23 protein-coding genes and 2 pseudogenes are annotated in these 20,189 nt (G+C 57.4%); 13 read left to right on the plus strand and 12 right to left on the minus strand.

Annotation, left to right across the window (positions count from 1 at the left end; genetic code table 11):
- The first annotated feature begins 277 nt into the window (after positions 1-277).
- The 3 genes and pseudogenes from J2W17_RS28025 to J2W17_RS28035 all read left to right on the plus strand — a co-directional run.
- Positions 278-496, plus strand: coding sequence for a TA system antitoxin ParD family protein (locus J2W17_RS28025; RefSeq protein ID WP_307342557.1), 219 nt, complete (start codon positions 278-280; stop codon positions 494-496).
- Positions 493-768 (plus strand): type II toxin-antitoxin system RelE/ParE family toxin, encoded by a 276-nt coding sequence (locus tag J2W17_RS28030; protein ID WP_307342560.1) that lies wholly within the window; start codon positions 493-495, stop codon positions 766-768. Before J2W17_RS28025 ends, J2W17_RS28030 begins: the two co-directional genes overlap by 4 nt.
- A 190-nt stretch (positions 769-958) precedes the next feature.
- Positions 959-1,147: pseudogene (locus J2W17_RS28035) on the plus strand (helix-turn-helix domain-containing protein); the annotation flags it as partial.
- Positions 1,148-1,239: 92 nt separating this feature from the next.
- On the opposite strand, the pseudogene J2W17_RS28040 reads toward J2W17_RS28035, so the two are convergent.
- The 4 genes and pseudogenes from J2W17_RS28040 to J2W17_RS28055 all read right to left on the minus strand — a co-directional run.
- Positions 1,240-1,398, minus strand: a pseudogene (locus tag J2W17_RS28040) (DUF2628 domain-containing protein); the annotation flags it as partial.
- Between the two features lie 164 nt (positions 1,399-1,562).
- Complete coding sequence (locus J2W17_RS28045) at positions 1,563-1,973, minus strand: pilin (protein ID WP_307342566.1); 411 nt, start codon at positions 1,971-1,973, stop codon at positions 1,563-1,565.
- A gap of 202 nt (positions 1,974-2,175) precedes the next feature.
- A complete protein-coding gene (locus tag J2W17_RS28050) occupies positions 2,176-2,613 on the minus strand; it encodes a tetratricopeptide repeat protein (protein ID WP_307342569.1) in 438 nt (145 codons plus the stop codon).
- Between the two features lie 352 nt (positions 2,614-2,965).
- Complete coding sequence (locus tag J2W17_RS28055; protein WP_307342572.1) at positions 2,966-3,391, minus strand: DUF2628 domain-containing protein; 426 nt, start codon at positions 3,389-3,391, stop codon at positions 2,966-2,968.
- Positions 3,392-3,747: 356 nt separating this feature from the next.
- On the opposite strand from J2W17_RS28055, the gene J2W17_RS28060 reads away from it, so the two are divergent.
- Positions 3,748-4,155 (plus strand): hypothetical protein, encoded by a 408-nt coding sequence (locus J2W17_RS28060; protein ID WP_307342575.1) that lies wholly within the window; start codon positions 3,748-3,750, stop codon positions 4,153-4,155.
- Between the two features lie 73 nt (positions 4,156-4,228).
- Here J2W17_RS28060 and J2W17_RS28065 read toward each other — a convergent pair whose 3' ends face one another.
- The 4 genes from J2W17_RS28065 to J2W17_RS28080 all read right to left on the minus strand — a co-directional run bounded on the left by J2W17_RS28065 (position 4,229) and on the right by J2W17_RS28080 (position 8,262).
- Positions 4,229-5,251, minus strand: coding sequence for a transketolase family protein (locus tag J2W17_RS28065; RefSeq protein ID WP_307342578.1), 1,023 nt, complete (start codon positions 5,249-5,251; stop codon positions 4,229-4,231).
- On the minus strand, positions 5,248-6,096 hold the full coding sequence (locus tag J2W17_RS28070) for a transketolase (protein ID WP_307342581.1): 849 nt from the start codon (positions 6,094-6,096) through the stop codon (positions 5,248-5,250). The genes J2W17_RS28065 and J2W17_RS28070 overlap by 4 nt, the downstream gene beginning before the upstream one ends.
- A 17-nt stretch (positions 6,097-6,113) precedes the next feature.
- Positions 6,114-7,412 (minus strand): MFS transporter, encoded by a 1,299-nt coding sequence (locus J2W17_RS28075; RefSeq protein WP_307342584.1) that lies wholly within the window; start codon positions 7,410-7,412, stop codon positions 6,114-6,116.
- 100 nt (positions 7,413-7,512) lie between these two features.
- A complete protein-coding gene (locus tag J2W17_RS28080) occupies positions 7,513-8,262 on the minus strand; it encodes an SDR family NAD(P)-dependent oxidoreductase (protein WP_307342588.1) in 750 nt (249 codons plus the stop codon).
- Positions 8,263-8,459: 197 nt separating this feature from the next.
- Between J2W17_RS28080 and J2W17_RS28085 the strand changes: the two genes are divergently transcribed.
- Together J2W17_RS28085 and J2W17_RS28090 are read left to right on the plus strand one after the other, a co-directional pair.
- Positions 8,460-9,374: a LysR substrate-binding domain-containing protein gene (locus J2W17_RS28085; protein WP_307342590.1), complete on the plus strand. Its 915-nt coding sequence runs from the start codon at positions 8,460-8,462 to the stop codon at positions 9,372-9,374.
- A gap of 147 nt (positions 9,375-9,521) precedes the next feature.
- Positions 9,522-9,758, plus strand: coding sequence for a hypothetical protein (locus tag J2W17_RS28090; RefSeq protein WP_307342593.1), 237 nt, complete (start codon positions 9,522-9,524; stop codon positions 9,756-9,758).
- 31 nt (positions 9,759-9,789) lie between these two features.
- On the opposite strand, the gene J2W17_RS28095 is transcribed toward J2W17_RS28090, so the two are convergent.
- Together J2W17_RS28095 and J2W17_RS28100 are read right to left on the minus strand one after the other, a co-directional pair.
- The gene (locus tag J2W17_RS28095; protein ID WP_307342596.1) at positions 9,790-9,942 is read right to left on the minus strand and encodes a hypothetical protein; all 153 of its coding nucleotides are present in this window, start codon (positions 9,940-9,942) and stop codon (positions 9,790-9,792) included.
- 184 nt (positions 9,943-10,126) lie between these two features.
- Positions 10,127-10,918 (minus strand): transporter substrate-binding domain-containing protein, encoded by a 792-nt coding sequence (locus tag J2W17_RS28100; RefSeq protein ID WP_307342598.1) that lies wholly within the window; start codon positions 10,916-10,918, stop codon positions 10,127-10,129.
- Between the two features lie 321 nt (positions 10,919-11,239).
- Here J2W17_RS28100 and J2W17_RS28105 point away from each other — a divergent pair, with 321 nt between their 5' ends.
- Positions 11,240-11,536 (plus strand): hypothetical protein, encoded by a 297-nt coding sequence (locus J2W17_RS28105; RefSeq protein ID WP_307342601.1) that lies wholly within the window; start codon positions 11,240-11,242, stop codon positions 11,534-11,536.
- Between the two features lie 150 nt (positions 11,537-11,686).
- On the opposite strand, the gene J2W17_RS28110 is transcribed toward J2W17_RS28105, so the two are convergent.
- The gene (locus J2W17_RS28110; protein ID WP_307342604.1) at positions 11,687-12,391 is read right to left on the minus strand and encodes a murein L,D-transpeptidase catalytic domain family protein; all 705 of its coding nucleotides are present in this window, start codon (positions 12,389-12,391) and stop codon (positions 11,687-11,689) included.
- An 80-nt stretch (positions 12,392-12,471) separates the two neighbouring features.
- Here J2W17_RS28110 and J2W17_RS28115 point away from each other — a divergent pair, with 80 nt between their 5' ends.
- The 3 genes from J2W17_RS28115 to J2W17_RS28125 all read left to right on the plus strand — a co-directional run bounded on the left by J2W17_RS28115 (position 12,472) and on the right by J2W17_RS28125 (position 15,863).
- A complete protein-coding gene (locus J2W17_RS28115) occupies positions 12,472-14,223 on the plus strand; it encodes a L,D-transpeptidase family protein (RefSeq protein WP_307342607.1) in 1,752 nt (583 codons plus the stop codon).
- A gap of 45 nt (positions 14,224-14,268) precedes the next feature.
- The gene (locus J2W17_RS28120) at positions 14,269-15,060 is read left to right on the plus strand and encodes a lipopolysaccharide biosynthesis protein (RefSeq protein WP_307342610.1); all 792 of its coding nucleotides are present in this window, start codon (positions 14,269-14,271) and stop codon (positions 15,058-15,060) included.
- Between the two features lie 137 nt (positions 15,061-15,197).
- On the plus strand, positions 15,198-15,863 hold the full coding sequence (locus J2W17_RS28125; protein WP_307342613.1) for a ribonuclease T2: 666 nt from the start codon (positions 15,198-15,200) through the stop codon (positions 15,861-15,863).
- Positions 15,864-16,079: 216 nt separating this feature from the next.
- On the opposite strand, the gene J2W17_RS28130 is transcribed toward J2W17_RS28125, so the two are convergent.
- The gene (locus J2W17_RS28130) at positions 16,080-16,382 is read right to left on the minus strand and encodes a hypothetical protein (RefSeq protein ID WP_307342616.1); all 303 of its coding nucleotides are present in this window, start codon (positions 16,380-16,382) and stop codon (positions 16,080-16,082) included.
- A 177-nt stretch (positions 16,383-16,559) separates the two neighbouring features.
- Here J2W17_RS28130 and J2W17_RS28135 point away from each other — a divergent pair, with 177 nt between their 5' ends.
- From J2W17_RS28135 to J2W17_RS28145, 3 genes are all read left to right on the plus strand, one after another.
- Positions 16,560-17,354 (plus strand): exodeoxyribonuclease III, encoded by a 795-nt coding sequence (locus tag J2W17_RS28135; RefSeq protein ID WP_307342618.1) that lies wholly within the window; start codon positions 16,560-16,562, stop codon positions 17,352-17,354.
- Between the two features lie 111 nt (positions 17,355-17,465).
- Positions 17,466-18,314, plus strand: coding sequence for an arylamine N-acetyltransferase family protein (locus J2W17_RS28140; RefSeq protein ID WP_307342621.1), 849 nt, complete (start codon positions 17,466-17,468; stop codon positions 18,312-18,314).
- 276 nt (positions 18,315-18,590) lie between these two features.
- Positions 18,591-20,108: a nucleobase:cation symporter-2 family protein gene (locus J2W17_RS28145; RefSeq protein WP_307342624.1), complete on the plus strand. Its 1,518-nt coding sequence runs from the start codon at positions 18,591-18,593 to the stop codon at positions 20,106-20,108.
- Positions 20,109-20,189: the final 81 nt, after the last annotated feature.

Raw genomic sequence — 20,189 nt, forward strand, 5'->3', positions numbered from 1 at the left:
TGTTTGATGAAACAAGCGAATTCGGCAGTGTAGCAACTGGAAATGGGCACGATCACATCATGTAAGCGCAAGGACAATTCGATGGCCTACAGGGCGCAGGTACCAATCAATAGGAACGGGAAGACAGTTTATCAGGAAAAGTCAGGCCTTCGACCGTAACGAGATCACCCGGCATGGATCAAGCACCACGAATCCCCCGTCTCGGCGCTCCATAAGCATTGACAGAGGTTGTAAAAGGTTTCATTGTGAAACTCTTGGCACCAGATCAGGAGATCTCATGAGTACCGCCATCAAGCTCGACAGTGACCTGGTTGAAGCTGCTCGCATCTATGCTGCAGCTGCGCATCGTTCAACGCCCAAACAGATCGAACATTGGGCCACCTTGGGCCGGATTGCAGAGCAAAACCCGGAGCTGTCATATGACTTTATCGTTGGGCTTTTGCAGGCCAGGGCCCAAGTGGAGGCGGGCGACGCGAGTGAGTACACCTTCGGATGAAGGTCATACAAGCCAACGAATTTGCCCGTGCTGTAAAGAAGCTGCCAAAACAGCTGAAGGTTGAACTGGATAATGCCGTCAAATCCATCATGGCCAACCCCTTGCTGGTTGACGCCAAGGTGGCTGATTTGGCGGGTATCCGCGTCTACAAATTCAAGCTGAACAAGCAACTTACACTGTTGGGATATGAGTACGACGGTGAAACCGTGACCCTGTACCTATTGAAACTTGGCAGTCATGAGAATTTCTATCGCGACCTGAAAAACATGTGATTCGTTCAGAGGTCGATTTCCATCTAGCATCCGCCACTTTGGTTCTAAGTATCTAGTGGGTACTCTAGTGCGCGCCTGAGGGAGTGCCCTTGAAAAAAGACGGGGGGAAGAGAAATAAATCTGTCCCCGTTTCCGGTCGTCCCCGTTTCCGGTCCCCGTTTCCGTTCGTTTCCGTTGGTCCCTGTTTCCGCAATCTGAAGCGTTGGCGTTTCTTATCGCTGATAGGGGAGTTAAACAAAAGGAATTATGTGGAATAGCTTCTCAAAGTGCTATTTCAGAAATGCTCAATAATAAAAGAAAAATGACTGTATCTCAGATAAAGGGCTTTTCCGATTGCTTTAAGGTTCCGGTCGAGTTTTTTATGCACGGTGTAGTCTGATCGGCGTTTTTTGCTGATCCAGAAAAAAGGCGCGCTCTAGAGGGCGCGCCTTCCTTTTACCCGGCGAGATACATTTCGATCCCGCAAGTCCATCAGACTATCTTCAACCCTTCAAACGGGTTCCACCCCTGCGAGCCTTTTTCCTGTTTCAGGTAACATGCATAGTTGGCGCTCAACCCATACATCAGTGCAAAGACGACGTTCAGGCCGCTGCCCAAGGCGTAGGGCAATTCACGACCCAGGATTGGAAAAATCAACGACTAGTTTATTAGTTATCGCAATCGGCTGGCCCCCTGCTGCAGCGAACGCTCCTCTCGACATCAGGATGGTTTCGAGAGGAGCGTCACTGGTCTGTTGCGGACCTGCTTGACCCGTTATTGCTGTTCAACGTGCATAGTCGCTACTACTTGGCGCGTTATACTTTAGGGCAGCCTTTGCTGGCATACTTCGCATTACCACTGTATGTACAGGTCCACGCACCGGCGGCATCTCGCGACAAGATAACGTTACCAACTGCGGCAACGTTGTCCTTGATGGCGCAGGCGATGGTACCAACACCGGTGGCTGCCTGGGTGGTTGTTATAGTGCAGTTAGGAGTGCTGGCTTGCAGTCCGATTGCAGCCACCGTAATGTTGGCCGCATTCCCTTCATTCACCATCACTTCGTACCCGGTTTTCCCCGGGGAAATCTCCGCTATTGCCGCGCCAACTTTGGCTTTGGCCACATAATCCGAATAAGCCGGAATAGCGAATGTAGCCAGAATCCCAATGATCGCAACGACGATTAGGAGTTCGATGAGCGTAAAACCCTGTTGTGCAGATTTCATTCAGGACATCCTTTTAGTCAGTTTAACGGCAGAAACAGCGTTGCTGGTTTTTTTCAAGCAAGGGCTATGCCAGTCTCGGCGAGCAGCAATACCCCTGCAGAATCCAACTTTGCGTTCAATTGAAAACAACCTGGCATAGGTTTGATTGTGCCTTTTTTGGGCAGTGGCACGACTTGGCTCGTGCCACTGAATGTCAGGACATTCAATGTGATCCAGTGTTGGCAAACCGTAGAAGAGAGTTTATTTGCCCTCCGGCCACCACATGTCCGAAGGACGCCGCCTTTGCGATCCACATGATTCCAGTGACCTCATCTTTAGAGACGCCATTGCCGCAGATGAAGCAGTTGCCGAGATAGTGCATGGCATCAGGGTGCCCTTGATCGGCTGAAGCGCGCCACCAATACAACGCGACTTCATGCTTTCCAAGTTCATCGAACATCTGGGCCAAATCGTTTTGCGCATCGGCGTTTCCCGCATCGGCCGAAATGATCAGATCAATGTCCTCATCGGTGAGTTGGACTGAAATGAAGGGAAGGACGTCATCCAGCGCAACCATCGTTCTTCCCCGATCACTGCCGGTACGGCCTACGACTTTGGCGGACACTCTGCGCCACCAGGTTCGTTTGCTGTGCTCGCTCATGGCTATTGCTGAATCAAGACCTATCGATCGCATAATTTCTCCTTTGGGTTGAAACGGACATTAGCGATTGGTTGCAAGCAGTAACGGATTGAGACCCGCTCTGCCTAACAGAATTTCGTCTTGCAACAATAGGCTAGTTGTCGACGTTGGGGCGGCTTTGAAATGAAATGGAAGCAATAATCCTGCCGATGCTTCAGCAGAGGGGGAATGCTGGTCATTAGGCTAGGCTAGCCAAGGAGCTCATGAATAGAGGGGCAACCGCAGTCGACGAGGCTCCAATTTGGAAAAAAGCGCGCTCTAGGGGGCGCGCCTTCCTTTTACCCAGCAGCATGCATTTCGTCCCACCCGTCCATCAGACTATCTTCAACCCTTCAAACGGGTTCCAGCCCTGCGAGCCTTTTTCCTGTTTCAGGTAATACGCATAGTTGGCGCTCAACCCATACATCAGTGCAAAGACGACGTTCAGGCCGCTGCCCAAGGCATAGGGCAATTCACGACCCAGGATTGTAAAAATCAGCGACAGGCTGAAGCTGACGACGATGATGATCGCCAGCAGCGCCAGGTTCTTTTTCCACAGGCCAAGCACGAAAAGATAAATCGGTCCGAAGAAAATCGCGATGAAGTTCATATTGATCAGCATGCACTTGCGAGTCGTTAGCTGCTTGAGCGCCGAGCTGAAGTCGGGGGTTTTGGGGCTGCCGTGCTGATTGAAAAAAGCGAAACGCTCTTTCCATTTCGGGCTGGCATCGTGGTTTTGCAATTCGTCCGTGCTGCGCATGTTCTGTCCTTTTTTGGGGTGCTGCTCGGTCGAGACACCGACCAGCTTTTTTGCAGGCTGCAGGTCAGTGACCCGTGTGGCGACTTGAGTCTCCGGCAGCGTAGTTGATTTCACAAGCCATTATGGTCAGCCGCGAGAAGGCATAGGGTCAGAGGGGGGACACATAAAAATTAAATCTGTCGCCGTTTCCGCACAATCAGAGCGCAAAACCTGCCATCCATTGGGGATGGTGCTGCTTTGCCATCGACTGCCTGCCAACACTGGATCGCCGACCGTCACAAACAGCACAAATAAACGTGAATTGTTAACGGCGCCCTGCTATTACCCTGTAACCACCTGAACGACGGAGCGCTGACATGTCGACTACCAAGAAGCTGGCCCTGATGATTGCTGCGCTGTACTTCTCGAGCTTTGCCCAGGCCCGCGAGCTTGAGGTGGCCACGGGCGGGGCGACCGTGACCATCAATGGCATTACCTACACAGGGAAAAACATCAGCGTCGACGGCAACCGGGTGGTGGTCGATGGCGTCGAGCAGACTGTGCCAGTGACAGGTCCGGTGAGCGTCGTCGTGAACGGTAACCCCACCTCGGTTGAAACGGCCGCTGGCAGGGTGCAGGTCACCGGCAATGTTGGCAGCGTCCGCACCATGAGCGGCCATGTCGAAAGTGGTGATATCAATGGCGATGTCACTACCATGTCAGGCGATGTGAGTTGCAAGGTCCATAAGGGCGACACCAAAACAGTCTCCGGCAACATCAGGTAGTCAGTGCCAATGGCCGATATCCTGAGGTAAACAGCCAGATGGCACCTGTTTCCAGGTGCCTTGAAACCTGCAGTTACAGCCAGGCTTTGATTTGCGTGCAAACCGCTTGGGTTGAAATGCCGTAGCGATCATGGAGTGTTGGCAGAGCCCCGGCATCAAGGAAGGCGTCCGGTAACGCTATTTGCCTGAAGGTTGGCGTCACGCCGTTGCGCAGCAGGACAGTGGCAACCGCCTCACCCAGTCCACCGATGATGGAGCTGTTTTCCGCGGTGACGACCAGTCGACCGGGTTTTCTGGCTTCAGCAAGAATGGTTTGCTCGTCCAGTGGTTTGATCGTCGGTACGTGCAGCACCGCAACGTCAACGCCATCTGCTTGCAGAGCCTTGGCCGCTTCCAAGGCGCGCATCGTCATCAAGCCCGTAGAGATGATCAAGACGTCGTTGCCGGTGCGCAGGGTTTTTGCCTTGCCGATCTCGAATTGGTAGCCGTACTCGTCCAGCACCAGGGGGACATTCCCGCGCAACAAGCGCATGTAAACCGGCCCTTGGTGAGCGGCGATGGCGGGCACTGCCTGTTCGATCTCGAGCGCGTCGCACGGGTCGACGATCATCAGGTTGGGCATGGCGCGGAAGATCGCCAGGTCGTCCGTAGCCTGGTGGCTTGGGCCGTAGCCGGTGGTGAGGCCGGGCAAGCCGCAGACGATTTTGACGTTGAGGTTTTCCTCGGCAATCGCCATGCAGATGAAGTCATAGGCGCGGCGGGAGGCGAATACGGCATAGGTTGTGGCGAAGGGTACGAAGCCCTCACGGGCCATCCCCGCTGCCGCGCTCATCAACAACTGCTCGGCCATGCCCATCTGATAGAAACGATCCGGGTGAGCCTTGGCGAAAATGTGCAGGTCGGTGTACTTGGACAAGTCGGCGGACATGCCCACGATGTCTGAACGCTGATCCGCCAGCGCGGCTAATGCGTGGCCAAAAGGTGCTGAGCGGGTGGCCTGGCCTTCAGAGGCAATAGACGCGATCATCGCCGAGGTGGTCAGGCGCTTTTTAGGCGGCTCGATCATTGAAGTCGGAGTGTGGGTTGCGTTGCTCATTGGTTTTTTCCTTCTTCAAGATTGCTCAGTGCCAGCTCCCATTCGTGCTCTTCCACACGGATGAAATGGGTCTTCTCGCGGTTTTCCAGGAAGGGCACACCTTTACCCATTTTGGTGTCGCAGATGATGACTCGCGGTTGCGTGCCAGAATGGTGGCGCGCGGCATCGAACGCGGCGACCAGTGCTTCCAGATCATTGCCATCGATCCGTTGGGTGAACCAGCCAAACGCCTGCCAGCGATCGACGATCGGTTCGAACGAGAGGATTTCGCTGGAGTAGCCGTCGGCTTGCTGGTTGTTGACGTCGACGATGGCGATCAGGTTGTCGAGCTTCCAGTGCGAGGCCGACATCACCGCTTCCCAGGTCGACCCTTCGTTCAGTTCGCCGTCCGAGAGCAGGTTGTAGACGAAGGCCGTTGAACCTTTGCGTTTGAGGCCCAGGCAGGCACCGACCGCGATGCCCAGGCCCTGACCCAGCGAACCGCCGGTGATTTCCATGCCCGGGGTGTAGGTCGCCATGCCCGACATCGGCAGCCGGCTGTCATCCGATCCGTAGGTTTCCAGCTCATCGAGCGGGATGATTTCGGCTTCGATCAACGCGGCGTACAGCGCGATCGCGTAGTGGCCGATGGAGAGGTAGAAACGATCTCGCTCCTCCCACTCGGGGTTTTCCGGCCGGTAGTTCAGGGCGTGAAAGTAGGACACTGCCAGCAGGTCGGCGGCACCGAGGGCCTGGCCGACATAGCCCTGACCCTGGACTTGACCCATTTGCAGCGCGTGCCGACGAATGTTGTGGGCGCGCTGCACCAGGGTTTTGGATGTAGCGTATGAAGAATGAGTAGTCATGCTAAAACTCCGTTGAATCAACGATTGACCAGGGCGGCGGGAATGCGCAGTACCAACAGGGCTCCGCCTACCAGTACGCCGGTGATCAGGTACATGCCGATGGCACTGGAGCCGGTCAGGGTGGTGATCCAGCCAATCAGGTAAGGCGAGCAGAAGCCGGCGAGGTTGGCGAAGCTGTTGACCGCCGCAATACCTGCGGCGGCAGACACGCCACCGAGCAACGTGGTGGGCAGCATCCAGAACATCGAGGTCGCGGACAGAATTCCGGAAGCGGCCAGGCAAAGACTCAGAATGGAGAGCGTCACATTTCCGCCCATCATTGCCGCCAGGGTCAGTCCGATGGCACCCGCGATCATCGGTATGATGAGGTGCCAGCGGCGCTCGCGATGTTTGTCGCCGCTGCGTCCGGCATACAGCATGGCCACAATTGCGCAGAGGTAGGGCAGGCTGGTCAGCACGCCGATTTTCATCGGGTCGGACACCCCTGCGTTACGCACCAGGGTCGGCAGCCAGAAGGTGATTGCGTACTGGCCCATCACGACACAGAAGTAGATGGCGGCGAGTAACCAGAGACGACGGTCGCGGATGAATTCACCTACAGAGGCGTGTATGACTTTTTTCTGGTCATCCTCGGCCAGCTCGCGGGCGATCAGTGCTTTTTCGTCGTCGTTGAGCCAGCTGGCTTGATGCACGCCATCCTTGAGATAGCTCAGCACCAGAAGTCCGACCACGACGGTGGGCACCGCTTCCAGCACGAACATCCACTGCCATCCCGCCCAGCCATGCATCCCTGCGAAGTGGGTCATGATCCAGCCGGAGAGGGGGCCTCCCACCATGCCCGACAACGGAATGGCGACAAACCACAACACGGTCATGCGAGCGCGACGGTAGGACGGAAACCAGTAGGTCAGGTACAACAACAGACCCGGCGCCAGGCCGGCTTCGGCAATGCCCAGCAGAAAGCGAAGGGCATAGAATTGCCAGGCGGTTTCGACGAAGGCGAACAGGGCGGAGACGATGCCCCAGGTGATCATGATGCGCGCGATCCAGACCCGCGCACCGACCTTGTGCAGGATGATGTTGCTAGGGACTTCGCAGAGAAAGTAGCCGATGAAGAACATGCCAGCGCCCAGCCCGTAGACCGTTTCGCTGAGCGCCAGATCGTTCATCATTTGCAGCTTGGCAAAGCCGACATTGACCCGATCCAGATAGGCGCACAGGTAGCACAGCATCAGGAACGGCATCAGGCGCCACGCGGTTTTCCGGTAGGCGTTGGAGCGCACGGTCGAAACCGCTTCGAGCGACAGGGTTGTCATGATGGTCCGATCTCTTGTTTTTATTGACCGCCAGGCCATGAAGCCTGGCTGCGTCGTCGATCCAGAACCGCACGGGCCGCGCAGGCCCGCCCAGGTGTCATCAGTGAATCAGCATGCCGCCGTTCACATCCAGCGTGATGCCAGTCAGATAAGAGGAAAGGTCGCTGGCCAGGAACAGGGCCGCGTTGGCGACGTCCTGCGCTTCACCGAGGCGGCCTAACGGAATGCCGTCGATGATCGCGTGGCGGCGTTCGTCCTGCATCAGGCCGCCGGTGATGTCGGTGTGAATCAAACCGGGGGCAATGGAGTTGACGCGAATCTTGTCCGGGCCCAGTTCCCGTGCCATGGCTTTACCCAGACCCAACACGCCCGCTTTGGCGGCACTGTAATGCGGGCCACCGAAAATGCCGCCACCGCGCTGAGCCGAAACCGAAGACATGCACACGATGCTGCCGGAAGATTGTTGACGCATGGTCGGAATCACCGCCTGCGACATCAGCAAGGTGCCACGCAGACTGACGTCCAATACCTTGTCGTAGTCGGAAGGGCGGATGTCGAGGGTCTTGAGAGGTTGGGTGATACCAGCGTTGTTGACCAGAATGTCGATACGGCCGAAACGCTCGATTATTTTGACTACGGCCTGTTGAACTTGCGATTCGTCAGCGACGTTCGCCGCGAGACCGAGATGACCTTCACCCAGATATGCAGCAGCATCGCGTGCGGCGGATTCATCCAGATCGAGGATCACGACGCGAGCGCCTTGTTGCGCGAAGGTGGTCGCTGTAGCGCGGCCAATGCCACGTGCGGAGGCGGCACCGGTGATGATCGCGACTTTGCCTTGAAGAAGCATGGAAGAGTACCTCTGATTGTTTTTATTTGGTCGACCCGCAATGAATCGAGGGCTCAGCTTGGTCCCCGGGCTTGCCTTGAGCAATAACGTGAATGTCACTCGATGCTGAAAAAAATTCAGCACTCGCCAGTCGGGTTGTCGGGTGCTTGAATAGGAAGAACCCCGGCTCATGTCACTTGCAGCGGAATAACATAATCATGCGTTCACCCGGCGATGCGCCTCCGATACTGCCACCCCTGAAAGCCATTCAGGCCTTCGAACAAACGGCCCGATTCGGCAACGTGGCTCGCGCAGCGGAACTGCTCGACCTGACACCTTCGGCGGTCAGCCACCAATTGGCCAAACTGGAGGCGATGATCGGCCGGCAGTTGTTCTTGCGAACGGCGCGGGGCGTGACACTCACACCGGTCGGCGAGCAATACCTCAAGGAAGTGTCCGGCATCCTCCACAGTCTCGCGATAGCGACCGAACGCGCTGCCAGCGACGTCAGCCTGGACTGCCTGCGGTTGCACTCATCGCCCAGTTTCGGTCTGTTGTGGCTGATGCCGCGCCTGGAGCAGTTCCGCGAAAGTCATCCGGATATCCAGCTCAACCTGTCGTGCTCCTACGAGTCGCTGCACTTCAGTCGGGACAAGATCGATGTCGATATTCGCCATGGTTTGCCCAACTGGCCAAGCTTCGAAGTGCGGACGGTGCGAGACGAAAAAATTGCGGTGATGGCCTCACCGAAACTGCTGGAAAAGCGCCCCGTGCGCACTGTTGCCGATCTGCTGGACAGTAACCTGATCCTGTCGGAAGCGACGCTGATCAAGTGGCCGCAGTTGTTCGCACAGCATGGCGTCTCACGCCCGGAAAAACCCTATACCCTGAGCTTTGACCGTTCGTATATGACACTGGAAGCTGCCAGTCATGGACTTGGTTTTGCACTGGAAAGCACGCTGTTGGCCCAGGACTACCTGGCTCGGGGGGTACTGGTCGAAGTGGCACCGGAGCTGAGCGCGCCTATCATGGCGCACCACTTGGTATTTCCCCGGGCCCATTCCAATTTTCCAAGGGTGCGGCGCTTCCTGGAATGGATGCAGAAGGAATTGGGGCATGATTTTGCATACTGATTGCAGTGATGTACCGAGGCGCCCGTAGCACATCACGATGACCAAGGGTTGGTCTCTGCATGAACGGGGTAGGGGGAACAGTTGAACTAAAAACTGACCGGTTAGTCAGGAAGGTTAGCTGCTCTTCTTCCATTACGAGGATCCCCCATGCACAACTACACCGTGGAATACCTGTTCAACGGCGAGCCCCGCACTCACACTTTCGAACTCAACCAGCCTGAGCTGCCCATGCATGAGGCGGCGATGCACCTGCTACAGCTGCATTGGGGGGATGCCGAAAACAGCCTGGTCATGCCCACTGCGGATTCGACGCCGGAGGAGATTTTAGAGCAGGCAGAGCGGGTAGGGCTGACGCGGATCGAGGTTGTTGGTCGGGCTGGTTGATGCCGGGTAGTGAACGATGAATCCAGAGTACTCAGGCCTGCTTTTTAATGGGCAGCTTGCCAGTTATCACAAAGGTATCGAACACTTTCTGCCCATCACGTGCGGCCTGCCGAACTTCAAGGAACGTCATCTCATGCGGAATGAGCTTTTTGTTGGCTTTGGTGGCTTGTTTGGTGGTGGTCATCGGAGCCTCCAGGCGATTACTCGACTATAGATCTGGTGACCAAGGCGCAGCAATGTGCAGCTGTACGGACAGTTCCTGGAATCCTGTAGGACGTTGCTTTCTTGAAAGATCGGCTCAAACGCATTCAGGACGCTTCCTTAGGAGGCGCCCTTTTTGCTGTTCAATCCAGTGGAAAATTTATCCGTTATTTAACCTCAGGCACCGCCAGCCACTGTTCCAAAATCTTCTGATAATTCCCCGTCACCTTCGCCAGATGCAGCCACTGATCGACATACAACTTCCAGCTGATGTCATCCCGCGGCAGCAGATAGGCCTTCTCCCCATACTGCATGAACCGGGTCGGATTGACCGCGCACAGGCCGGGTTTGAGTTTCTGCTGGTACAGCGCTTCCGAAGCGTCGGTGATCATCACGTCGGCCTTTTTGTCGAGCAGCTCCTGGAAGATGGTCACGTTGTCATGCAGCCGCAATTGGGCCTTGGGCAGGAAGGCGTGGACAAAGGCTTCGTTGGTGCCGCCAGCCGGTTCGACCAGGCGCACCGAAGGCTGGTTGATTTGCTCGATGGTCTGGTACGACGCCTGCTCTTCGCAGCGCACCAGCGGGATCTTGCCGTCGACATCCAGGGTGGTGCTGAAGAAGGCTTTTTTCTGGCGCTCCAGCGTTACCGAGATCCCGCCGACTCCAATGTCGCATTTGCCTGCCAGCATGTCGGGCATCAGGGTTTTCCAGGTGGTTTGCACCCACTCGACCTTGACGCCGAGGCTGTCGGCCAGCGAACGGGCCATGGCGATGTCGATCCCCGAATACTCGCCGTCTTCGGCTTTGGAGGTATAGGGTTTGTAGTCGCCGGTGGTACAGACGCGCAGCTGGCCTTGTTGAATGACGGAGTCCAGGTGCGAGGGGCTTTGCTGGGCCTGAGCGCCGAAGGATAGAGCGAGGACGCCACCGAGCATCAACGTGCTTTTTATGCTTTTCATTTTTATCAGGCTTTTTTTGATGGAGTAGGTGTAAAGGAAGTGAGTGTAGTGAAAGGATTTATAGACTGTCATGCATGAGGGGGCGCGAAGGCCGTTGCCCGGGTCGGATAACCGTCCCTGGCAGCGTAGAGGCTAAGGTTCAGCAAGGATTTCGGATGTTCCGATAAATCTTTTAATACAGTTTCAAGCGGGTGTGGGACTTGTATGTCCGTGCATTCCAGTTCAAATGCACTGAAGATCAGGCACTGGCCTGACCTGAGGTTGATTGCCTTAAGCAGCTAACACTTGGATCTTTTTAGACGCACAGCAAGGACTGCTGAAATGAACGAATCAAGACGTATTCAGTTTTTCGTATCCAGGACAAAAACCGATGGTGAAAGCGGGAGTGTTGTCGCCTTGTTTGTCTGTGGAAAAAATGAAAGCCAGTGGTGTTGGGCTCCGGTGGAGTTCGTGACGCAGCTAATTAATCAAGGTGTGCGATTCAACACATTCTTCAAGTCCGGCGAAGGGGATTATCAGGTAGGTGCGAGGGTTGAAGTCCATGAGTTCGCGCTGCGCACCGGTGCGACGGGTGCGCAGGGCGATACGCTGGAAAGTTTGCCGACGAAAACGGTGTAGATCACGTCCGGGCGTGAGACTTGCTCAGCGCAAGTCTGTGATTTTTTGACGTTAACGATTTATGCGTATTTATTGGTTAATCGTGGCGTTCTCGGGTTTTTCGCTGGCAAGCCAGCTCCTACAGGAGGATGGGCTGCCGCTCTACCGGTTTTATTGGCGGGTTGTCGGCTTTGCCGACGATGCGACCGTGGCGCCACCGCAATTGATGTACGAAGAAGACTTCAGCCAGCGCTGGTCTGGATAGTAGGAAAACAACAACTGCCCATCCTTCATCGAGTCGATCAGCTTGTGCGCAATGGCCGGGCGTACCGCCGGGCACCCCAGGCTTCGACCGATTCGCCCATTCGCCCGTGCAAGTACCGGGCTGACATAGGGTGCACCGTGGATAACGATCGCCCGGTCAAACGCATTGTCGTTGAAGCCCGGCTCCAGTCCTTCCATGCGCAACGAGTAACCGTTCTGCCCGACATAACTTGCCTGGGTGCGGTACAGGCCGAGGCTGGTGGCAAAACTTTCGTTCCGATTGGAGAACTTGACCGCCATGTTCTCGCCGCTGTTGCGGCCATGTGCCACCAGCTCATGGAACAGTAACTTGCGTTTCTTCAGATCGAAAACCCACAACCGCTGTTCGGTGGAGGGCAGTGAATAATCGATCACCGCCAGTCTTTGCGCCGGGGCTTTGCCTTGGGCGATGCTACATTGAGAGGCGCGTACCGCCAGTCCAATAACTTTGGCGTTGGCGTGGGGAGCTGCTTTGATCAGCGCGGCTTCAAGCGAATCGGCGTACGCTGCCGGTACTGAGAAGCTGGTCAGCAGCAGGGCCGTGATTGCAATGCCAAAGCGGTCTGGCGCCATAGTCGGATCTCATCAGATAGTGTCGAGTCTAGCAGTGTGTAGGATGCTAGCTGTTGAATGCAGGAGATTAAGGATTATCCATGGGGCAATTAACAAGGTTATTCGTCATAAGCCGCGTCTTTTTTATGGTCTTTCTGATCAGCGGTGCAGCGCAAGGGCAAACGTCGCCGATTATGCTGTCATCTCCCGCTGGCGACATGATCGAGGCGGCACCTGACGACATCGTCGCCCAGGCGATTCAGGCAGAGTTGGCGCCGTTGGCAACGGCGTTCCCACCATTGCTCACTTCGCCGCGCCATCAGCGGGTGGATGTGAACCGGGTGGTGCTGGATTTTTATAGCCATCGCGGTTATCGCGCCGCCTGGTCCCACGACAGCGACGTTGCCCAGTTGTTGAAAAGCCTGGGCGAAACCCAGGTCGAAGGGCTCGACCCCGCGGATTTTCGCATTGCCGAGCTGGCCGGTGCGCAAACACTCATGCAATCCATGGTGCCCACCCCGGCGCAACGCGCTGCGTTCGATATGGCGGCCACCCATACCTTCATCACGGCATTGCTGCAGTTACGGCGCGGCAAGGTCGACCCCTCGCGGCTGGACATGCATTGGAACTTCGACCCTGTCGGCGTCGATCCTCGTGCAGACGTGAATACCTTCTTCGCCGCGCTGGACGACCACGATGTGGCGCGGGCGTTTGCTCAAGCGCCGCCGCAAGAGGCGATTTATGGGAGCTTGCGGATGGGCCTGGCGCAATTGCGCACCGTGCGGGACATGGGTGGCTGGCCGAAGGTTGCCGAAGGCCAGTCGCTCAAGCCCGGCATGGATAACGCTGCGGTCGGCCAGTTGCGAACCCGTTTGGTGGCGGGAGGCTATCTGGCTGCGCAGCGCTCGCCGCGCACGATATACGACGACGCCGTTATCGCTGCGGTGAAGAAGTATCAATCCGAGCAATACCTGGGGGCGGACGGGGTGGCGGGAGCGGCGACGCTGGCGGCGTTGAACGTGCCCGTCGAGGCGCGGATCGACCAGGTTCGGGTGAACATGGAGCGCGCACGCTGGTTGCTGTACAAGCTGCAGGGTACGTTCGTCATCGTTGATATCGCCGGCTACAAGGTGGCGCTCTACCGCGACGGCAAGGCCATATGGCGTTCACGGGTTCAGGTTGGCAAGCCGTTTCGCAGCACGCCGGTGTTTCAATCGGAGATTACCTACGTCACCTTCAACCCGACCTGGACCGTTCCGCCGACGATCCTGGTCGAGGATATGCTGCCCAAGATACGCAGCAATCCTGGCTACCTGGCCGCGAACCGCATCAAGGTCCTGGATCGCGAAGGCAATGTGCTCGATCCGGCGGGCGTTGATTGGGACCATCCGCGCGGCCTGACCCTGCGTCAGGATGCCGGTGCGGAAAACTCGCTGGGCCAGGTGGTGATCCGGTTTCCCAACGACTATGCGATTTATCTTCACGACACCCCCCACCGCGAACTGTTTGCCAAAACCTTCCGTGCTACCAGTTCCGGCTGCATTCGCGTTGAAAACCCGTTGCAATTGGTGGAGCTTTTGTTTAACGATCCGGTTCGGTGGAATGCCACCGGGATCCAGGCTCAATTGGCCAACGGCAAAACCGAAAACATCAAGCTTCCTGTGAAAGTACCGGTGTTGTTGGCCTATTGGACGGTAGATTTGAGCAACGATGGCCGGGTGATTTTCAAACCCGATATTTACGGGTATGACACGGCCGTACTTCGTGGGTTGAACAAGCCGTTGAAACTACCCGTACTGGATTGGCAGCGCGCCGGTAGTCCCGCGGTCGTGGCGGGGCAGAACCAACAGTAGCCAGGAAGGGCGCTGGATTCAGTATCGTTACAGGAGGGAGTCTGAATGGATGTTGCGCAAAAAAAACCGTCATTTACTTCATGTCAGCTTGATGTGCATGACTTCGATGAGTGTCGCAACATTCAAAAAGGTCCGGTGTTTATCATTGCCTCGGGAGCATCGGCGAAAGATTTTCCGCTGGAGAAGTATGCCGACATTCCGATGATCACCATGAACGGGGCGATTTCGATGTTCATCGAGCCTGACATCAAACCCTTCTTTTACGCCTGCACGGACGATGCCTTTTGCCGGCAACAATCTTATCTTTTTGCTGAAGCCATGCGCCTCAGTCAGCGGGTAGCCTTGTGGAAAGATCTCCTCAGGTATGAAGCGCTGGCACCCGAAGGCGAGCTTTATTTATTGACGCAGGCACCGAAACTTTCCTGGGGCGAGTTGCTTTTCCGGCGGGATAAAGAACTTGTCCGAAGACGAAAATTAGGGACTGGCCGCAATCGAAGCCTGGGTTTCAGCAAGAACCTCAAGCGAGGCTTTTTCGATGCCCGCACAGTGGCCTACCTGGCGTTGCAAATTGCCTATCACGCGGGGTTTACCAAGGTGTTCCTGGTGGGCGTCGACCTGGATCAGTCGGCAGGTCGTTTTTATGAGAAGGCGGGCAGCGTTGTTTCGCCGTGCACCCTCGACGAGCACTTTCATACGAGAATCCTGCCGTCGTTCGAGATAATGTCGAAATACGTCATGGATGATGATTTTCAAGTCTACAACCTCTCCGGTTCATCGCGGATTCCCGGTGAACTCGTGCCACGGGTGACGCTGGATCAGATCGACAGGATGATTTGAAAGGACCCGCTTTCGTTGCAGTAGTCGCAAGTCTTATTGCTTTAATCATTTCGAATCACTCCTGCGATTTGAGTGTCATCCCGGCCGTGCCAAAGTACCGCGCAGCCTGTGTAATTCAACCCCAAGGTGTCGGGACGATGAAGAACCTTTGCCTGATTGCTGTGCTTATCGTGTTGTCGTTCGGCAGCATCGGCGTGAGTACGGCGCGGGAGTCAACAGCCGCCGAAGCCCGGGTCGAATCCGTGGCGGGGGTGTTCGATTATTACCTGTTGACGCTGTCCTGGTCGCCGACGTACTGCCTGAGCCACACGGACGACGCGCAATGCTCCGGCCAAGGCTATGGTTTTGTGCTGCACGGTCTGTGGCCGCAATATGCCAAGGGTGGCTGGCCGACGTCGTGCTTGCCGCGGGAACGCCTGTCGGTGGACGAGCGCGCAAAGGGCTTGACGTTGTTCGCGTCGCGCAAGTTGCTCGAACACGAATGGGCCAAACATGGCACCTGCAGCGGCCTTGGTGCCATGGGTTACCTGGAGGCGTCCGACAAGGCCGTCGGGGCGGTGAGGATCCCGCAACAGCTGCAGCCCTTCGGCGCCGCCTTTTATTTCAAGTCCTGGGAAATCGAGCAGATGTTCCGCCAAAGCAATCCTGGAATGCCGGCAGATGGCATTGCGCTGATTTGCAAAGGGCCGGTGTTGTCGGAAGTCAGGGTGTGCATGGACAAGGATCTGCAGTTTGGCGCATGTGGCAAGGGCGTCAGGACACAATGCCGGGCTGGGGACATTCGGCTTCCGCCGATGCGGTGACAGAATGCCGTGCAGATATAACGCGCAATGCAGTCAGGTGAAGGTGGCCAATAACGAATATCGGTTTGTCGATCCGAAGAGCGGGAGTGTCAACGCGCACCTGAAACTCACGCCTTGATGGTCATGCTGGTGCAGGAGTGGGGTGCATGGCGCACCCGTACCTGCGGCGTAGCCCGGACGAAAAGCAGCCGACGCTCATCGGCTGCGTTTATTCGTTCAGCTGCCCGTGCCGCCACCCGCACCCCCGGTGCCGCCTCCAGCGGCCCCCGTGCCGCCGCCCGCGCCGGAGCCCGAACCACTGGCCCCGCCGCTGGTGCCGGTGTCCGAACCTCCCGAGTCCGTCCGATTACCGCTTGAAGGCTCGCCAGGGGTGTTGTCCGGTGGCGTGGTCGGACTGCTGGTGGCGCCGGATTGGGTCCCGGTCGCATCGGCACCATCGCCCGATCCTGCGAATGTGGCCGCTGACGACACCGATAACAATCCGGCCAATAACAACGAAGTGATTTTGCTGTTCATCATGGTGCGTCTCCAAAAGAAGAGTCGTTACTTGATGTTGGTGTGAGGGGGCGGGGCATTGGTGCCGGTTGGATGACGAGTGGCGGGGCGCCATTCATCATCAATGAGAAGTCGCCGACGCAACCCCCCAAACCCGCAGGTGTCACACGCTAGGCACCCCGCCCTCAGGAGCGTTGGCCCATGAAGAATTTGCGAATCGCGACGTTCAACATCAACGGCATGCGCGCCCGGCTGCCGAACCTGCTGGCTTGGCTGGAGCGAGAAAAACCAGACATTGCCTGCTTGCAGGAGCTCAAGTCAGTGGACACCGCGTTCCCCGCCGCGGAGCTTGAGGCCGCCGGCTACGGCTCGATCTGGCAAGGCCAGTCGTCTTGGAACGGGGTGGCGATCCTGGCGCGGGACGCGCAACCCCTGGAAAGTCGGCGCGGTTTGCCGGGCGATGACACCGATACCCACAGTCGCTATCTGGAAGCCGCCGTGCACGGCATCCTGGTGGGTTGTCTGTACCTGCCCAACGGCAATCCGCAGCCAGGGCCGAAGTTCGATTACAAGCTGGCGTGGTTCGAGCGGCTGATCGCGTATGCCAAGGCTCTGCAGAGCAGCGAACACCCGGTGGTGCTGGCGGGCGATTACAACGTGGTGCCGACCGACCTCGACATCTACAACCCGCGGTCCTGGCTCAAGGATGCCCTGCTGCAACCGCAAAGCCGCGAGTGTTATCAGCGGTTGCTGGATCAGGGCTGGACCGATTCTTTGCGTCATCTGTATCCGGAGGATCGCCTGTACACCTTCTGGGATTACTTCCGGCAGCACTGGCAGAAAAACTCCGGGCTGCGCATCGATCACCTGTTGCTCAACCCGGCATTGAGTCCTTATCTGCAAGAGGCGGGGGTCGATGCCTGGGTGCGCAACGAACCCCATGCCAGCGATCATGCGCCGACCTGGATTCGACTGGGTTCGCGCAAGCGACGCTGATTTTTACCCTGGGGGCGATTGGCTAAATCAATTGTCGGTCAGACCAGGTTTTCCCTTATACATGGCGGCCAATAGCGCAGAGATCTGCGGCCCCTGCATAAGGATCGAGCAATGAGCGAGCCACGCCTGACCCATCTGGCGTTGTACCTGCAACGCCTGGGCTACGACGCCCCTCCGGCACCGACACTGGAAACCCTGCGCCTGTTGCAACGGCGTCACACCAGCGCCTTTGCGTTCGAAAACCTCACCACCCTGTCGGGCGAGCCGGTGCTGATCGATTTACCTTCCGTAGAGCAAAAAGTCCTGCTCGAAAATCGCGGCGGGTACTGCTATGAGCTCAACAACCTGTTCCTGGCCTTGCTCCAGGAGCTGGGCTTCGAGGCGCGCGGCATTTCCGGCCGGGTGGTCATGGGCCAGCCCGAAGGCGCGTGGACCGCGCGTACGCACCGCCTGAGCCTGGTGACCCTGGACGGTGTGCGCTACATCACCGACGTCGGCTTCGGCGGCATGGTGCCCACCGCACCGCTCATACTCGATTCGACGACCGAACAGCCCACCCCCCACGAACCCTATCGCATCGAGCAGCATGACGACGGCTACACCCTGCGTGCCAATGTCGCCGGGGAGTGGAAAGCGATGTACATCTTCGACCTGCAACGCCAGGAAGACATCGACTACTCCGTCGGCAACTGGTACGTCTCGACCCATCCCGAATCGTCATTCAGGAAACAGCTGATGGTGGCGCGAACGGGGGATGGATGGCGGCGGACGCTGAACAACGCCAGCTTTGCGATTCATCGGGTCGGACGCGAGAGCGAGCGGCGGCAGGTGGCGGACGTCGACGAACTGGTGGCGTTGCTGGCGCGCGAGTTCGGGATTCGGGTGCCGGAACATGCAGCGTTGAAGCGGGTGCTCGGGCGGTTGATCGAGCCTGCACAGGAGGTAAGCCAATCGTCGTGACGTCAGGGGTGGACCTCATCCTCAAGCTTCCATGTAATGGCGACGCTCGTTTCTCGTGGCGATGCGCGCGGAAATTCAAAAGACTGGCGGGTGCCCGGGATGGGCTTGGCAGGAAAATATTTCAAGGTTTTTTGATTACCGCTGACGGCGGGCCTGAAGGCTGAAATGGACACATGTCCATAATCTGACCGGTTAGTTGTATACAACTCTATAGACATTTGTCCTGAGTCTTGCATACAGTGTGCGCACAACAAAAACCAGGGAACCCCCCAAACCATGAAAACGCCCTCTGTTTCACACCAACGGCCCGAGGACGAGAATCTCGGGGTCGGCGCGAATATGGCTTACGGCCTGCAACATGTTCTGACCATGTACGGCGGCATCGTCGCAGTGCCTTTGATCATCGGCCAGGCGGCCGGACTCTCGCCGGCGGACATCGGTTTGTTGATTGCTGCTTCATTGTTTGCGGGGGGCTTGGCGACATTACTGCAAACACTGGGTTTACCGTTTTTCGGTTGTCAGTTGCCGCTGGTCCAGGGCGTGTCGTTCTCCGGCGTTGCGACCATGGTGGCGATTGTCAGTAGTGGCGGGGAGGGTGGCTTCCAGTCGATTCTCGGGGCGGTGATTGCCGCGTCCCTGATCGGTTTGCTGATCACGCCGGTGTTCTCGCGCATCACCAAGTTTTTTCCGCCGCTGGTGACAGGCATCGTCATCACCACCATCGGCCTGACGCTGATGCCGGTGGCTGCGCGCTGGGCCATGGGTGGCAACAGTCACGCGCCCGACTTCGGCAGCATGGCCAACATCGGGCTGGCGGCGGTGACGCTGGTGCTGGTCCTGTTGTTGAGCAAGATCGGCAGCGCGACCATCTCCCGGTTGTCGATTCTGCTGGCCATGGTCATCGGTACGGTGCTCGCGGTGTTCCTCGGCATGGCGGACTTCTCGTCGGTGACTCAGGGCCCGATGTTCGGGTTCCCGACCCCCTTCCACTTCGGCATGCCGACCTTTCACTTCGCGGCGATTCTGTCGATGTGCATCGTGGTCATGGTGACCCTGGTGGAAACGTCGGCGGACATTCTGGCGGTCGGTGAAATCATCGATACCAAGGTGGATTCCAAACGCCTCGGCAATGGCCTGCGGGCCGACATGCTGTCGAGCATGATCGCGCCGATCTTCGGCTCCTTTACCCAAAGCGCCTTTGCCCAGAACGTCGGGCTGGTGGCCGTGACCGGGATCAAGAGCCGCTTCGTGGTCGCCACCGGCGGCTTGTTCCTGGTGATCCTCGGCCTGCTGCCGTTCATGGGCCGGGTCATCGCCGCGGTACCGACGTCGGTCCTTGGCGGTGCCGGCATCGTGTTGTTCGGCACCGTGGCCGCCAGCGGGATTCGGACGCTGTCCAAGGTCGACTACCGCAACAACGTCAACCTGATCATTGTGGCCACGTCCATCGGCTTCGGCATGATCCCCATCGCCGCACCGAACTTCTACGACCACTTCCCCAGCTGGTTCGCCACGATCTTCCACTCGGGCATCAGCTCCTCGGCGATCATGGCCATTGTGCTGAACCTGGCCTTCAACCACCTCACCGCCGGTAACTCCGACCAGCAATCGGTGTTTGCGGCGGGTACCGAGCGGGTGCTGCGTTACCAGGACCTGGCGGCATTGCGCGAAGGGGATTATTTCAGCGAAGGCAAGTTGCACGACTGTGATGGCAAGGAGATTCCGGTGGTCGAGGCGGAGCACGGGCATGCCGAGCCGCGGGCGGTGCATGTGAAAAGCAGTGAGCACGTGTGAGACATATGCCTTTTTGTTTTTCGGGATTTTTTTGAGGACAGTGTCGATCAAGGTGGCCGTCGAGGAGGCGCAACGTCTCCT

Source organism: Pseudomonas lini (assembly GCF_030812475.1).
Lineage (GTDB): Bacteria > Pseudomonadota > Gammaproteobacteria > Pseudomonadales > Pseudomonadaceae > Aquipseudomonas > Aquipseudomonas lini_A.

Bases quoted from the DNA above. Each gene is read 5' to 3' on its own strand.
- J2W17_RS28125 (WP_307342613.1), top strand. From the start codon at position 15,198: ATGAAGAACCTTTGCCTGATTGCTGTGCTTATCGTGTTGTCGTTCGGC.
- J2W17_RS28025 (WP_307342557.1), top strand. From the start codon at position 278: ATGAGTACCGCCATCAAGCTCGACAGTGACCTGGTTGAAGCTGCTCGC.
- J2W17_RS28070 (WP_307342581.1), bottom strand. From the start codon at position 6,096: ATGACTACTCATTCTTCATACGCTACATCCAAAACCCTGGTGCAGCGC.
- J2W17_RS28110 (WP_307342604.1), bottom strand. From the start codon at position 12,391: ATGGCGCCAGACCGCTTTGGCATTGCAATCACGGCCCTGCTGCTGACC.
- J2W17_RS28120 (WP_307342610.1), top strand. From the start codon at position 14,269: ATGGATGTTGCGCAAAAAAAACCGTCATTTACTTCATGTCAGCTTGAT.
- J2W17_RS28085 (WP_307342590.1), top strand. From the start codon at position 8,460: ATGCGTTCACCCGGCGATGCGCCTCCGATACTGCCACCCCTGAAAGCC.
- J2W17_RS28055 (WP_307342572.1), bottom strand. From the start codon at position 3,391: ATGCGCAGCACGGACGAATTGCAAAACCACGATGCCAGCCCGAAATGG.
- J2W17_RS28060 (WP_307342575.1), top strand. From the start codon at position 3,748: ATGTCGACTACCAAGAAGCTGGCCCTGATGATTGCTGCGCTGTACTTC.
- J2W17_RS28095 (WP_307342596.1), bottom strand. From the start codon at position 9,942: ATGACCACCACCAAACAAGCCACCAAAGCCAACAAAAAGCTCATTCCG.
- J2W17_RS28115 (WP_307342607.1), top strand. From the start codon at position 12,472: ATGGGGCAATTAACAAGGTTATTCGTCATAAGCCGCGTCTTTTTTATG.
- J2W17_RS28045 (WP_307342566.1), bottom strand. From the start codon at position 1,973: ATGAAATCTGCACAACAGGGTTTTACGCTCATCGAACTCCTAATCGTC.
- J2W17_RS28140 (WP_307342621.1), top strand. From the start codon at position 17,466: ATGAGCGAGCCACGCCTGACCCATCTGGCGTTGTACCTGCAACGCCTG.
- J2W17_RS28065 (WP_307342578.1), bottom strand. From the start codon at position 5,251: ATGAGCAACGCAACCCACACTCCGACTTCAATGATCGAGCCGCCTAAA.
- J2W17_RS28030 (WP_307342560.1), top strand. From the start codon at position 493: ATGAAGGTCATACAAGCCAACGAATTTGCCCGTGCTGTAAAGAAGCTG.
- J2W17_RS28080 (WP_307342588.1), bottom strand. From the start codon at position 8,262: ATGCTTCTTCAAGGCAAAGTCGCGATCATCACCGGTGCCGCCTCCGCA.
- J2W17_RS28050 (WP_307342569.1), bottom strand. From the start codon at position 2,613: ATGAGCGAGCACAGCAAACGAACCTGGTGGCGCAGAGTGTCCGCCAAA.
- J2W17_RS28100 (WP_307342598.1), bottom strand. From the start codon at position 10,918: ATGAAAAGCATAAAAAGCACGTTGATGCTCGGTGGCGTCCTCGCTCTA.
- J2W17_RS28075 (WP_307342584.1), bottom strand. From the start codon at position 7,412: ATGACAACCCTGTCGCTCGAAGCGGTTTCGACCGTGCGCTCCAACGCC.
- J2W17_RS28145 (WP_307342624.1), top strand. From the start codon at position 18,591: ATGAAAACGCCCTCTGTTTCACACCAACGGCCCGAGGACGAGAATCTC.
- J2W17_RS28135 (WP_307342618.1), top strand. From the start codon at position 16,560: ATGAAGAATTTGCGAATCGCGACGTTCAACATCAACGGCATGCGCGCC.
- J2W17_RS28090 (WP_307342593.1), top strand. From the start codon at position 9,522: ATGCACAACTACACCGTGGAATACCTGTTCAACGGCGAGCCCCGCACT.
- J2W17_RS28130 (WP_307342616.1), bottom strand. From the start codon at position 16,382: ATGATGAACAGCAAAATCACTTCGTTGTTATTGGCCGGATTGTTATCG.
- J2W17_RS28105 (WP_307342601.1), top strand. From the start codon at position 11,240: ATGAACGAATCAAGACGTATTCAGTTTTTCGTATCCAGGACAAAAACC.